General features: G+C 62.3%; 10 protein-coding genes. 4 read left to right on the top strand and 6 right to left on the bottom strand.

From position 1 onward, the window contains the following. Positions 1–133: 133 nt before the first annotated feature. From hpnC to Pan216_RS21985, 4 genes are all read left to right on the top strand, one after another. Positions 134–1,105: a squalene synthase HpnC gene (gene hpnC / locus Pan216_RS22000; protein WP_145261421.1), complete on the top strand. Its 972-nt coding sequence runs from the start codon at positions 134–136 to the stop codon at positions 1,103–1,105. After that, positions 1,078–2,004: a phytoene/squalene synthase family protein gene (locus tag Pan216_RS21995; RefSeq protein WP_419192839.1), complete on the top strand. Its 927-nt coding sequence runs from the start codon at positions 1,078–1,080 to the stop codon at positions 2,002–2,004. Before hpnC ends, Pan216_RS21995 begins: the two co-directional genes overlap by 28 nt. 143 nt (positions 2,005–2,147) lie before the next feature. Beyond that, complete coding sequence (gene hpnE / locus Pan216_RS21990) at positions 2,148–3,614, top strand: hydroxysqualene dehydroxylase HpnE (RefSeq protein WP_145261417.1); 1,467 nt, start codon at positions 2,148–2,150, stop codon at positions 3,612–3,614. 18 nt (positions 3,615–3,632) lie between these two features. Continuing rightward, positions 3,633–4,055 (top strand): hypothetical protein, encoded by a 423-nt coding sequence (locus Pan216_RS21985; RefSeq protein WP_145261415.1) that lies wholly within the window; start codon positions 3,633–3,635, stop codon positions 4,053–4,055. 5 nt (positions 4,056–4,060) lie between these two features. Here the strand turns inward: Pan216_RS21985 and Pan216_RS21980 are convergent, their stop codons facing one another. The 6 genes from Pan216_RS21980 to Pan216_RS21955 all read right to left on the bottom strand — a co-directional run bounded on the left by Pan216_RS21980 (position 4,061) and on the right by Pan216_RS21955 (position 12,981). After that, positions 4,061–5,443 (bottom strand): HD-GYP domain-containing protein, encoded by a 1,383-nt coding sequence (locus tag Pan216_RS21980; RefSeq protein ID WP_145261413.1) that lies wholly within the window; start codon positions 5,441–5,443, stop codon positions 4,061–4,063. Between the two features lie 344 nt (positions 5,444–5,787). Next, entirely contained in the window at positions 5,788–6,714 is a 927-nt protein-coding gene (locus tag Pan216_RS21975) for an ABC transporter ATP-binding protein (RefSeq protein WP_145261410.1), read from the bottom strand. Next, a complete protein-coding gene (locus Pan216_RS21970; protein WP_145261408.1) occupies positions 6,711–8,957 on the bottom strand; it encodes a hypothetical protein in 2,247 nt (748 codons plus the stop codon). The genes Pan216_RS21975 and Pan216_RS21970 overlap by 4 nt, the downstream gene beginning before the upstream one ends. Beyond that, positions 8,954–9,217, bottom strand: coding sequence for a MazG nucleotide pyrophosphohydrolase domain-containing protein (locus Pan216_RS21965; protein WP_145264255.1), 264 nt, complete (start codon positions 9,215–9,217; stop codon positions 8,954–8,956). The genes Pan216_RS21970 and Pan216_RS21965 overlap by 4 nt, the downstream gene beginning before the upstream one ends. Positions 9,218–9,285: 68 nt before the next feature. Next, a complete protein-coding gene (locus tag Pan216_RS21960) occupies positions 9,286–12,096 on the bottom strand; it encodes a tetratricopeptide repeat protein (RefSeq protein ID WP_145261406.1) in 2,811 nt (936 codons plus the stop codon). Positions 12,097–12,252: 156 nt separating this feature from the next. Continuing rightward, positions 12,253–12,981 (bottom strand): hypothetical protein, encoded by a 729-nt coding sequence (locus tag Pan216_RS21955; RefSeq protein ID WP_145261404.1) that lies wholly within the window; start codon positions 12,979–12,981, stop codon positions 12,253–12,255. Positions 12,982–13,027: the final 46 nt, after the last annotated feature.

Here is a 13,027-nt window from a genome sequence, read left to right as displayed (position 1 = left end):
GTATAACGCCCCAGGCGACGAACAGAGTCTCGGTAGCCATCTTGTCGACCAACGAAGGACGAGCGAACGGTCGCCCGTCCACCCCGTCCACGATGTGGGATGCCCTTCGGCCCCCGCGTCCGGGAGATCGTCTATGAGCTTCGAGAGGGAGTTGGAACGCTTCGGACCCGATGCCGGCGCCGTGACTCCATCCCCGTCCGAGGCCGAAGCCTACACCAAGCGGTTGGCGACGTCGCACTACGAGAACTTTCCCGTCCTTTCGGTCTTCGTCCCCAAGGGACTACGACAAGACTTCGCCAACATCTATGCCTATTGCCGATGGTCGGACGATCTCGCCGACGAAGTGGGGGATCGCGACCGTTCGCTGCGGCTGCTCGATTGGTGGCAAGCCGAACTTGAGGCGTGCTACCTCGGGGCTCCTCGGCATCCGGTGATGGTGGCCCTTTCGCGGACGATCGAGGAGTTTTCAATTCCGCGCGATCCCTTCGTGGATCTGCTTGGGGCCTTTCGCCGCGATCAGCGCCAGCAGCGTTACGCGACCTTCGAAGAGCTGCGCGACTATTGTCGGGGATCGGCCGATCCGGTGGGACGATTGGTCCTATATCTCTGTCGGGCGTTCCGGGAGGAGACGGCGGCACTCTCCGATTCGGTCTGCACCGGTCTGCAACTGGCCAACTTTTGGCAAGATGTGGCAATCGACATCGACAAAGGTCGGATCTACTTGCCGGAAGAGGATCGGGAACGATTCGGCGTTGGTGAAAGCGAGATTCGCGACCGCGAGTTCAGCGATCGTTTCGCGGCGCTGATGGCCTTCGAGGTGGAGCGAGCGGAAGACTGGCTCCGACGGGGGCTTCCCGTCGCGGATTTCTTGCCGACGCGATTGGGCATCGTCGTTGGCGGATTCGCTCGCGGCGGGCTGGCGATTCTCCGAAAGGTGAGGGGGATCGGCTACAATGTGCTCGAGCGTCGTCCCAAGGTGACGAAATGGGACCTCGCCGGGGTGCTCTGCCGCTCGGTGGGTTCCCGCGTGTGGAGACCCGCTCGCCAACCATCCGATTCAACGTTGGGAACCATGACATGTCCATCGGGCAGCCACGACTCGTGAGCACGCCGAACGCTTGTGGGCCTTGCGGCACGTCCAGTTCGTTGGCCGCCTCGTACGCCGATTGCCAGCGGCTCGCGAAACGCAGCGCGCGGAACTTCTACTACTCGTTTCTGGTCCTTCCCAAGCCCCAGCGGCTGTCGATGTGTGCTCTGTACGCCTTTCTGCGCAAGACCGACGATTTGGGCGACAGCGAGGAGTCGGTCGAGAGCAAGCGCGCCAAACTCCAGCACTGGCGCTTTCAATTCGACAAGGCGATGGCCGGCGAGATTCCGGAGATCTGTTGGTGGCGCGCCTTCGTCGACACCGTCCAGAAATACCAGATCCCGCGGGCATACTTCGATCACGTCATCGACGGCGTGATGGATGACTTGGTCAAGACTCGCTACGCCTCGTTCGGGGAACTCTACCAATACTGCTACAAAGTAGCGTCAGTTGTCGGCTTGTCGTGCCTGCGGATCTGGGGAGCCACCGACGAGGAGGCGGCGCTTCCCGCCGAGTGGTGCGGGATCGCGTTTCAGTTGACCAACGTGCTGCGAGACGTTGTCGAGGACAAGCAGCGCGATCGCGTCTATCTTCCCCAAGACGAATTGATCCGCTTCGGGGTCGCCGAGGAGGAGCTCGAGGGGCCGCGCGCCTCGGAAGCGTTCGTGGAAATGATGCGGTTTCAGGTCGCGCGTGCCGAAGACTACTACGCCCGCTCGGAGGTGCTCTTCGATCATCTCCCTGGCGACGCGCATGCCGTGCTCCGCGTGATGCGTGATGTCTACCATGGGCTGTTGGGGAAGATCGCGCGGGATCCCTCGCAGGTGCTCAGCCGGCGGGTGAGTCTCAGTCCGGCGCGGAAGATCGCGATCGTCGCTCGTGGCATGTCTTCCCAGTGGCTGACGCGATCGTCCTGAGTCCTAGTCATCCAGAGGGCCTCGGTTGGCTTGCGATGCACTTGCTGGCAAGCAGCCAGTGGGCACCCACCAAGCGATGGTGATGACGTAGAGCCGGCAACGAGTGACCCGGTCTTCATCCTGCGAGTCGTTTTCAAGGAACAATGATGCTTGCCGAGTCGACAAGCCGCGAAGACTCGCTCGCCCCTCGGGTCACCATTGTCGGGGGAGGTCTTGCGGGACTCGCGGCGGCGAGCGTCCTGGCGACCCGGGAGGTCAAGGTCACCATCCTCGAAGCTCGTCCCTATCTAGGGGGACGTGCCTCCTCGTTCCGCGATCCCACCAACGACGCTCTTCTCGACAACTGCCAACACGTCAGCATGGGCTGTTGCACGAATCTCGCCGACTTCTGCGAGCGCGTCGGCATCGCCGACTTGCTCAAGGACGAGGAGACGCTCTACTTCCAGGACGAAAGAGGACGGCTCAGCACGATGCGCTCGGCGCCGCTTCCCGCTCCCTTTCACCTGCTGCCGAGTTTCTTGCGATTGCGTCATCTTTCGCTGGGCGAGAAGGCTCGGATCGCCAGAGGTCTGCACGCGCTCTTTCGGACTCCGACGGTCGGGAGCGACGTCTCGTTCCGTGATTGGCTCATGGCCAACGGGCAGACCGCGCGGACCTGTGATCGGTACTGGGGAGTCATTCTGGTCAGCGCGCTCAACGAGTCGCTCGATCGCATCGATTTTCGCTACGCTCGCCAGGTCTTCGTCGAAGGGTTCGCGATGAACCCGCGGGCATCGGTCGTGAAAGTTCCCTCGGTCACGCTCCACGAGTTCTACGGCGAACGACTGGAACGGTGGCTCGCCGATCACGGGGTCACCGTTCGGCTCAACAGCGCCGTCAAGCTCCTCTCGTCGAATGAGGGAACGATTGGTGATTGCCGGTTGCGTTCGGGGGAGGTCGTCACCGCCGACCACTACATCCTCGCGATTCCCGGTCAGCGGGTACTCTCGCTGCTGCCGGTCGAGTTCGCCGAACACGAGGATGCTCTCGCGAGGATCGGCCAAATGGAATACTCGCCGATCACGAGTGTCCATTGCTGGTTCGACCGGCCGGTGATGGATCTTCCCCATTTGGTGGTGATTGGGCGCAAGATCCAGTGGCTCTTTAAGAGAACCGCCGAAACCTCCGCAACCGCCGCAACGGACGAAGGTTGCTATCTCCAGGCGGTCGTCAGCGCCTCGCGCGAGCTGGTGTCGCTCGGTAAGGATGCGATTCAAGCGGCAATCCTCGAGGAGATCGTGGAGATGTTCCCGGAGGCACGTGACGCGCGGCTCGAGCATTGCCGCGTGGTGACCGAACGGACGGCGACGTTTTCCGTGACACCGGGGATCGATCGGCTTAGACCAACTCAACGGACGGCGATCGGGAATCTTTGGCTGGCCGGGGACTACACCGACACCGACTGGCCCGCGACGATGGAGGGAGCGGTGCGGAGCGGCTATCTCGCCGCCAATGCCCTTCTCAAGTCGCTCGGTCGCGCGCCCCAATCGTTGGCCGAGCCCTTGCCGGCGAGTTGGTTCGCGAGAAAGCTCATCAAGTCCGCCGCCCTTGGCAATGGGTCGAGTAGCTAGACGAAAGGTGCCTCGTTGATGGATGACCGACGTCCAGTGGAATTGGTTGCTCGCGACGGAGAACGCATCCAAGCGGAGTTCCATCTCTGGGAAGCGACCCACGAGGATCCCGAGGAGGTTCGGCTCGACTTGGTCTTCGGACAACGACAAATTCGGTCGATTGGCCGAACCTTCTACGGAGCGATGGTCGCCATTCGGCAGGAACTCGAACGTGATGGGCTTCGCCTGAATTGCTTTGGGGCGAGCAAGACGGTCTATCCGGTCGGGGAATCGCTCAAGCGAAACTACGGGCGAACCGCGTATAAACTCTCGTTTCGCCAGCCCCCTCGCGTGGCCAATCGCGTGTCGATTTTCGAAACCGATCGAACGGTCCAACCAGCCAGCGTGGAGGAACAGAAGGCCTTCTACGAAGAGTGGGAAAAGTCACTTCGCCAGTTCTGACGAGATTAGACCGCCCCGTTTTCACGCCTCTCGTCGGTCTCGCCCGACAAGAGTGCCGGGGCCACCGCCTGGATGACCTGGAGACTTCTCTCCTGAGTCAGGTCGATCTGCGGACCATCCATCAAGACCTCGCCGTCGGGGCCATGCGTCAGCACGACGATGGGCAAGGTGTAGTCGATGCCGTTCGAGCGGACGACGCGCGCCACGGCCTGGTTGCTGAGCAGGACGTCGCTGCCGAGCGGAAAGAGGGAGAGGACGCGCAAGAGAGCCTGAACGAGCTTCGGCTCGAAGGCGCCATCGCGGGTCAAGTCGAGCATGGTTTCGAGTGCTCGGTAGGGAAGAACCGGCAATTGGTGCGGTCGTCCCGTCACCAACGCGAGGTAGGTATCGGCCACACCCAAGATCTGCGAATAGGGGTGAATCTGGCCGCCGTGACAACCCGAGGGGTAGCCTTTGCCGTTGCGACGCTCGTGAACCTGATAGGCGGCGAGTCGCACGACGTGCGGAAGCCCGTGAGCGCGGGCGAGGATCGCGGCAGTGTGCTCGACGTGTCGCGTCACCAGGTCGAACTCGTCGTCGGTCAGTTGCCGGTCGGCTCCACGAACCTCCGGCGGAACTTGGAGCATTCCGACATCGTGCAGGAGGCCGGCGAGCCCGACGAGCATCACGTTTCTCGCGTCGTAGCCGATTTCCGACGCGATCCCCATGGCGAGTGTCGCCAATTGGAGCGAATGGCGAACGAGATAATCTTGGCGATCGCCGATCAGGGCGCTGGCGTGCACGAGATCGGCATCGGCCCGAAGGTGGTCCATATAGCCGAGGATGATCTCGCCGAAGGGCCCGACGTCAATCGGGTCGGAAGCACCCTGCTCCGGTGTCTCTTTCATGGAGGCGAAGATGTCGCGAAGCTGCCGCTCCGAGCGAGCGTCGTGTTCGCTTAGCGACGTTCGCGTCTCCTCGTCGTAGGGTTGTCCTCGCAGGTCGCGAAAACGATCCTTGAAGGGTGGACCGGCGCGAACGACCGACAGGGCGTGTGGCTTGACGAGATCTCGTTCGATCGTTCGGGCGGCGTCGGTTCGAGCGCCTTGGGGAGCGGGCACGCGTGGCGGACGGGCGGACGTGTTCACCCCACGTTCCGCGAGAAAACCAGCCTCGAGATCGGTAAGCTCGACAAATCCGATCTGACTTTGTTGCAACATCCAGAGGAATCGAGGCGTGACGCGCTGCCCCGCCGGGAGCAGGACACTGCCTCCGCGACTTTGGAAGACGTGTTGAGCCTCGTAGCCCAGCGGAAGAGCCATCACCGAGAACGTCCTCGAGCTTCCCGCGGGAGAGACCGGCTGCGCGGTCAGCGGCGTCGACAAGGGGGACGTCAGTGGATGGTTCATCGCGGACTCCGATCTTCGCCACGGGATTCCTTCCGTGGCAAGACGATCGCTCTCATCGTGCCATCTGAGCGATTCCGATCAAGAGGGAGCGAAATCGCTGAGTTAATCGTCGTCTGATATCTAAGTGGCCTTCATAGGGGGCGAGTCGTCGGCGTGAGGCCGGGACCGACGACGGTCATGTGTAGATGGGGACGCTGCGAATCCTCTTCTAGTTTAGATTGTGCCGTGGCTGTTTGACTGAAATCAACCGAAATTCGTCACAAGGAGAACGTCATTCGCTCCAAGAAGTGACCAGGATGGTGATAATGGTGCAAGATCTCGGGCCGGAAGGCCTTCTTTTCAGGCTAACTTGTCAGCCCTTTGGTCAATGCCATGAAGGCATCCTCGAGACTGATCTCTTCCTCCCGGAACAGTCGGAGCCGGAATCCATTCTCGAGCAAGAGAGTGGGAATGAAACTGTAATCGGTCTCGGGATCGTCGATCCGCACCACCAAGTGGTCGACCTTCACCTCGACGTTGCTGATGTTGTCTTGCTTGGCGAGCAACTCGGCCGCCTCGTTGTCCCGATCGCCGGTGCTGATCTGAAGGACCACGTTCTCGCGGACTTGCTTCATCACGTCGGCGACCAGACCATCGACCATCAGCTCGCCGCGCTCGATGATGCCAATTTTGTTGCAGATATCGGCCAGTTCGGGCAGGATATGGCTCGAAACGAGGATCGTCTTGCCCATCGAGCGCAGTTCCTTGAGCAAACCGCGGATTTCGATGCGGGCACGCGGATCGAGGCCGCTGGCGGGTTCGTCCAGGAGAAGAACCTGCGGATCGTGCAGGAGGACTCTTGCCAGTCCGAGACGCTGCGTCATCCCACGCGAGAGGCTCGTCACCAGCGCGTCGCGCTTGTAGGTCAGATCGACGAGTTCGAGCACGTCCTCGCAGATCTTGCGGCGTTGTGGGCCCTTGATCCGGTAGGCCGCCGCGAAGAACTCGAGATACTCGATCACTTTCATGTCGTCGTAGACGCCGAAGAAGTCGGGCATGTAGCCGATCAGCCGACGAATGTCTTGGGCCCCGGTATAGATCGAATAGCCACAGACCGTCGCTTCGCCGTAGCTCGGATTGAGCAGGGTGGCGAGCATCCGCATCGTGGTCGTCTTGCCGGCACCGTTCGGTCCGATGAACCCGTAGACGTCGCCCTTGTTGAGCGTCATGTTCAGGCGGTTGACGGCGTAGAAGTCGCCGTACATCTTCGTCAAATCGCGGGTTTCGATCATGGATTGTCTCTATGGGGTTCGAGGACGACTCGCAGAAAGACGTCGTTGCGGATGTTGTCGGGGAGGCTCGCCGAGGCACCATCCTCGTTCGCGTCCTCGTTGAGCCAAAGGGTGCCTCCGGGGGAGCTGACGCGGCCGAAGACGATGATCTTTCCCAACTCCAGTTGGTCGCTCAAGTCGAGGTCCGAGAGGTAGTTGTTGGGGAAGCCGCGAACGGTCTCGGGCGTCTTCTGGGCGAAGAGAATCGTGCGGACGACGTCGACGACGTTGTTGCGCCGAAGGCTCTCCGCGGCGAGCGAGTAGTCGCTGGTCCCGCCGAGCCGTTGCTTTCCCAGGTACCCGACCAATGTTCGGGAGCGGGTCGCCGCGATATCGACGGCGACGCCCGGTTGCAGCTTCGGCAGAAGATAGACCTGGCCGCCGTAGGCGACCATGACGTCCTCGAGGGGGACCTCGAGGTTGTTGGTGACCGTTCCGGTCAGAAAGACGTCTTCGGCGTGCAAATCCGCATCAAGGACGTTGCCCGCGCGGGCGAGCCACCGCGAAACGAAAGTCTTGACCGACCAGACTTGAATCGGCACGTCGAGAAGGCCCTTCGCGTCGGGCCCTTCGTAGTCGTATCCCTGGCGGCCGAGAAGTCCGACCCCGCCTCGGGAAAGCCCACGCACCGCGTCCTCCGGTGATCCGAGCCAGGAGACCAGACGGTCGGACTGGCTCGCTCCCATCCCGAGATCTTCCCAAGTGCCGTTGGTTCCGAGAGCCGGCGTCGTCGTCAACGAGTAGGTGTCGATCCGGGGACTAAAGAGTGCCATGAAGCTCGAACCGCGCAGCGTCCCCGACTCGGCGTCGACATCGACGATCTGGATCTGGTTGATGCGAAGAGCGTCGCCCTTGATCCAGTGGGCGATGAAGTACGCCGCGACACTGATGACGACCACGAGGGTGGGGAAGGTGATCCACGTCAGCTCAAGTCGCCCCATGCGTTTCAGGACGAAGTAGTCCACAGGGCCGATGAGCAGGATGTAGCCGAAGATGAGGCCGGCCACGAGCCCGAAGGGGACCAGCTTGACGGCGGGAAAATCTTCCAGCTTGCCGAAGAGGAGCGTCGAGAGGTCGCTGACGCCGGAATAGCCGACGCGGCCGACGCCGAAGTTGTCCAGATCGACTTCCTCGGACTTCTTCAAACCCAGCAGCTTCTTCCAGAATGCCTGACGGCCGGTCCACTGCGTGAAGGGTCCGACATCGGTGTCGAACGTCAGGAAGGTGACTTCGCCGAATCCGTAGGCGCCGCTGACGATGAGCGGGCGTCCGTCCTTCTGAAGGACGACCTGGCCGGTGACGTCCTTGAGGTCCGCGATGGTGAGTCCCTGCGTCCCCGCATCGAAGCGTGTCTGGACATCCGCGTAAATCTCGAGGGAATCGGGAACGCGCAGACGGCTCGTTCCGGTGAGCGTTCCCGGCAGCAGAGGGGCGAGAAATCCTTTCGAGACTTCCTGCCAGTTATCCCCACAGGAGACAACCAGATGGCCGCCCTGACGGACCCAACTGAGAAGGGCTTCCGTGCGGAGCGGGGGAATGCGACGTAAGGCATCGGCGTTGCCCGTCGGCAAAACGACGGTGTCGACCGCACCGTAAGCGAACCACTGCGAGGGAAGCTCGGCGGGCGACTGGATCAACACGACGTTGTCCGGCTTGGCCGGTTGGCCGATCTCGTGAGGGCCTCCCGCGGCTTCGAGAAGTCCGGTGGGCCGTCCGAAGCCCACATGCAGCGACTGCTCGAAGTCGAGCAACTTGATGTCGGTGGCGTCGACCAGTCCGAACGAACGACCTTCCAAGGGGGCTCCCTCGTCGCCGTAGAGACCGACGACGATCGCCGAGGTCGGATCGCCCAGCTTGATGAAGTGGTGGATCGTGTCACGACTGTTGGCGGGGACAAAGGACTCACGACCGATCGTCGTCTGCATGTCGTCGCTGTCGGGAGTTGAAAGCCGGATCGCTCGAATCGGATCGTCCTTGGCTTGGACGTCCACGGCGATCGGCACCCAGAAGCCGAGCTTGACGAACCCCTGGAAGCCGACCCGGATGTCCTCGACGTCGGCTTTCCCTTGAGCCTGGGCCGGACTGACCGAAGCGAGAACGACCGCGACGCAAAGTAGAGTACGCGCCCATCGTCGGAAGGACTGCCGGCACGGGTGGGGCAGGGATCGCTCGGGCATGGAACCTTGGGAGAGACGCTCGGTCACGGTTTCTCCGAATCGCTACAGGCACAAGGGCTTTTCAGGCATCCAGGACAACCCACTCCGTACTTGTCGAGGAGGGCCTGGTTCAGATCGACATCCATGACGTTGGCGAGCGTCGCCAGCCACGCCAGCACGTCGGCGAATTCGGCCTGTAGCGCGGCGTGATTGTCGCCCCGCACCTCCGCCGCCAGTTCGCCGATCTCCTCCATCAACCACAGAAAGGTTCCCTCGGCCCCGCGAGCCTGGTCCTTGCGGCCATACATCTGTTGGATGTGCTGCTGGAGTTGAGCAAGCGTCAGGGAACGCTCCGTTTCGGGGGCATCGCTTCCGCTCACTTCTCTTCCAATCGCTTCTTTAATTCTACGGCTTCTGCGTTGTTTGGTTCACTTTTTAACACGCGCTGGAGTGGTGCCTTGGCCTCCTCGGCCCGTCCCGCTTTTACCAGCGCGTTGGCGAGCTTCAGCGCGACTCCCATGTTCTTGGGAGCGAGCGACAGCGTCGCCTCATACTCTTTAACGGCGTCGCCCGCGTTGTCCAGCGCCAGCAGGGCATCCCCTTTGGCTTCGTGAGCGGCGAGGTCGTTGACGTCAATGTACAGCACTTCGTTGGCCCAACGGATGGCATCTTCCCACTTCTCCTCTTGCGATGCCAGCTCCAGTCGCTTCTTCCGCACCGTGATGTCGTCCGCGTCGAGTCGCGAGAGCCGTTCCAGGACACCGGCCAACTTCTCGTCGTCGTCCGACTCGATGTAGACTTTCGCGAGGGCTTCCCACCAGCGGCTACGCCCAGGCTCCTTGTCGCGGGCGATCGTGAAGAGTCGCTCGGCTTCGTCGAAATCGCGCTGGCGAAAGGCGATCCCCGCCATCAGTTCCAACACGCGAGGGTCGGGATCGTCCTCGTCGAGAGCCGGTTCGAGGATCTCCAGCGCATCGTCGATCTTGCCGATGCTGAGCTCCATCCGCGCCAGCACGAAGAGAGCCAGCGGGTGTTTCGGGTTCTTCTCGAGAACCTTCTCCGCGAGGCCGCGCGCTTTGGTGTTGTTGCGACGTTGATGATAGTGCAACGCGAGCTTGGCCGCGAGTTCGGGGTCATCGGGGTTGAGCCGGTGAGCTCGTTCGGCCTCGGCGAAGGAGAGCTCCTTCTCCGTCGGGCCCGACTTGATCGAGCGGACCACCTTCTCGAGGTACTCGCGATAACCCTTCTCGAACTCCTTGACGCTGACGCCGAAGACCTTCGGGATCGCGGCGGGGGTTTCCAGCCCGTCGCGGTAGGCGTCGAGAAGCTTCGCGAGCGTCTCCTCGCCGTAACGTTCGATCATGAACTCGGCGTAGAGCAAGCTCTGGCAGTACGCCATCTGCCAGTCGAGTTGCGTCTTCGGGCGAATGAAGCCCCGATTGATGGTGTCGAGATTGAACAGATCCCCCTTGGGCACGCGTTCGACCAGCAATTCATCCCAGATCTGCGGGCGGGGATAGCCTTCCGAGTAGACCGCGAGCGCTTCGGTGTACCAGTGGGGGATCTTGAAGTCGGTCTGGGCGAGCGTGATGATGTGCGTCACTTCGTGGGTGAGCACGCGAGCCCAGTTGTAGGGTTGACGTAGCGAGCGCGGCGAGGCCATCGCCACGACTTGCCCCGTGCAGGCTCCCACCGTCCCGACCCGAGGGAGGCCAATCACCCGAGCGCTGAACCACTTGTGATCGCTGAGGATCTCGATCTTCGTGCGCCCCTCGGTTTGAAAACCAAGCCGTCGGCACCATTCCTCGTGATTCTCTTCCAGGTACTGGGACATGTACTCGCCGAGGATGCGGTCTTCCTCCGGGCCGACATAGACCTCGTAGTGCTCGGTCACGATCGGATCGTACTTGTCGAGGTGTCGGAGCACCTTGACCATGTTCGCGACGCGGACGTGGAAGGGGTCGAGTTGCCGGGCCTCCTCGAAGACGTCGCGGGCCTCGTCCTCCTTGCCGAGCCGCATATAGAGCATGCCCAAGTCGTTTCGCGGCGCCGCGAGATGAGGAGCGACCTCGATCGCCTTCTGGAGATGTTCTTCGGCGAGGTCGAAGCGACGTCGTTGCTCCAGCAGGCTCCCGATCGCGCCGTGAAAGGTGCCCGCGGCCGGGTTGAGCTTCTCCATCTTCTCGACGATCTTCTTCGCCTCGGCGGGTTCGCCCTGGATGTAGTGGCAAGCCGCGGCGCGGGCCAACGATTCCTCGCTGACGGGATTGATCTCAAGCGCCGGCTCGAGGGCGCTGACCGCTTCGTCGGTCTTCTCGTCGGAAATGAACAGGTCGGTCTTCAGCCGATGGGCCGACGGGAGCTTCGGGTTGATCTCGAGGGCCTGGTTCGCGAAGCCGTGAGCCTTGGGAATGTCGAAGTTGTGCAGCGAGGCTTCCCCGAGAGAGACGAGGACCTCCGCGGCGCTCGGGTTGAGCCGGAGGGCCTCACGCAATGCGGGGATACCTTCGGCTTGGTTGTACTTCTCGAGCAGCAAGACTCCCGAGAACCAGGGAGCCTTCCAAAAGTGCTCGTTGGCGGCGAGGGCGTCGACGAGCAGGGTATTGAGGATGAAGTCGAACTCGTCGGGAAGCTTGTTCCAGCGGGCGTACTCGGCGGCCGCCATCGCGACGAGGAGCAGTTCCTCGGGATCGGTCGGCTGCTTGTCGTTGTAGTAGTGGATGAACCATTCGTAGTCGGCATTGGCGTCGGCCTGTTTCCCGGTGAGGGTCTTGACGCGAGCCTGGATCCAGCGGGCGAGAACGTTGTCGTCGTTGGTCTCGCGAGCGGCGGCGGCCTTGTCCAAGGCTTCCTCGTAACGACCATGGCGTAGGTCGATCTCCGCGAGGGCGGCGAGAAGTCGATCGTTGCCGGGGGCTTTCTCGAGCGCGTCGGCCAGCGTTTTCGTCGCCCCCTCGTCGTCCCCCTGCGAGGCGAGGCATCGGGCGTTGCCAAGAGCGACCTCTTCCGGTTCGCCCTCGATCGTGGCGTAGGCTTCGCGCGCTTCGCCGTACTTGCCTTGAAGCCAGAGGTTGTAGGCGTCCTGCAGCGCGTCGGCTTGGGCGGTGGTGGCGAGCCAAACGATCGCCAGGATCGCCAAGAAGGATCGGCGCGGAGAGGGAAGGATCGCTTTCGAGTCAGATGTCACCGAGTCGACCTCGAACGATGAGTCAGGTGATGAACCAACTCATCAACGGTAGCCGGTTGGCTTCGGTCGATCAACTCTTCGTCGACGCGGCACGGGAGGTGGGAACGCCCCGTCGCTCGCGGAATGACCGCGAACGCTGGAGATCCCCACGCGGCGTCAGTAGGGACGCGGACGCATGTTGCGGCTTTGGCTCTGTTTGCGAGGGGGCTGCTCCGCGATCTTCTCCCGACGTCGTTTGCGACGTGGTGAGAACCGTTCGACCGAGTCCCTGATCTCGGCGGCTTCCTGGGCTTCTCCCCAGAGGACTAGTCGGTAGATGGCATCGGAACCGGTCATCCGATAGGCCGGCTTCTCCGCGTCTTCGGCACTGTCGAGTTCGCAGAATTGCCCAGGACGCATCGTGATCTCGATGCGGGATCCGACGTGGTAGAGTTCCGCGTCAACCGTCCCGATCAGATCGTTGCCCGCCCCGGTGAGGGAAGGGTCGTATTCCCAAAGCTCGAGGGTGGTCGCGGCCCGTTCTCCCGGTTCCAGGACCGTGTACCAGAGTCGTTGGCCCCGCTTGGTGGCGTTTGGCCCCTCGTCCTCGACTTCGATCGTCGATTGGGCGGGCGTTCGCATGCCGAAGGCCCGGTAGAAGATCTCGTCGGCGCCGAGGTCCTGACTCTCGAGGCAATGCAGCTCCTCGACCCGGAGGTAGACCCGGTCGGGGGAACCAGGCGTGGCCCGCACGCTGAAGCGAAAGATCGCGGGATCTTGAGAAGGCTTGGCTTCCGGGGCGGGCGGTTGCGCCGTGGCTCCCTGGCGCCAAGCCAGGCAGACGACGGCGATCGCGACCATCACGGTTCCCCATCCGATCGAGCGGCGCATCCTTGCGGTCATCATGAGTCTCGTCTTTCCTCGGTTCGTGTCCGCGAGCGCGGACGCTGCT

This window comes from Kolteria novifilia (assembly GCA_007748055.1).
In the GTDB taxonomy this organism is placed as follows: Bacteria; Planctomycetota; Planctomycetia; order Kolteriales; family Kolteriaceae; genus Kolteria; species Kolteria novifilia.
Note: the sequence above shows the minus strand (reverse complement) of the source record. Positions and strands in the feature narration are given on the sequence as shown.

What these genes read in the sequence shown, in the direction of transcription:
- Pan216_RS21995 (WP_419192839.1), top strand. Translation starts at nt 1,078, where the DNA reads ATGTCCATCGGGCAGCCACGACTCGTGAGCACGCCGAACGCTTGTGGG.
- Pan216_RS21985 (WP_145261415.1), top strand. Translation starts at nt 3,633, where the DNA reads ATGGATGACCGACGTCCAGTGGAATTGGTTGCTCGCGACGGAGAACGC.
- hpnC (WP_145261421.1), top strand. Translation starts at nt 134, where the DNA reads ATGAGCTTCGAGAGGGAGTTGGAACGCTTCGGACCCGATGCCGGCGCC.
- Pan216_RS21975 (WP_145261410.1), bottom strand. Translation starts at nt 6,714, where the DNA reads ATGATCGAAACCCGCGATTTGACGAAGATGTACGGCGACTTCTACGCC.
- Pan216_RS21980 (WP_145261413.1), bottom strand. Translation starts at nt 5,443, where the DNA reads ATGAACCATCCACTGACGTCCCCCTTGTCGACGCCGCTGACCGCGCAG.
- Pan216_RS21965 (WP_145264255.1), bottom strand. Translation starts at nt 9,217, where the DNA reads ATGTATGGCCGCAAGGACCAGGCTCGCGGGGCCGAGGGAACCTTTCTG.
- hpnE (WP_145261417.1), top strand. Translation starts at nt 2,148, where the DNA reads ATGATGCTTGCCGAGTCGACAAGCCGCGAAGACTCGCTCGCCCCTCGG.
- Pan216_RS21955 (WP_145261404.1), bottom strand. Translation starts at nt 12,981, where the DNA reads ATGATGACCGCAAGGATGCGCCGCTCGATCGGATGGGGAACCGTGATG.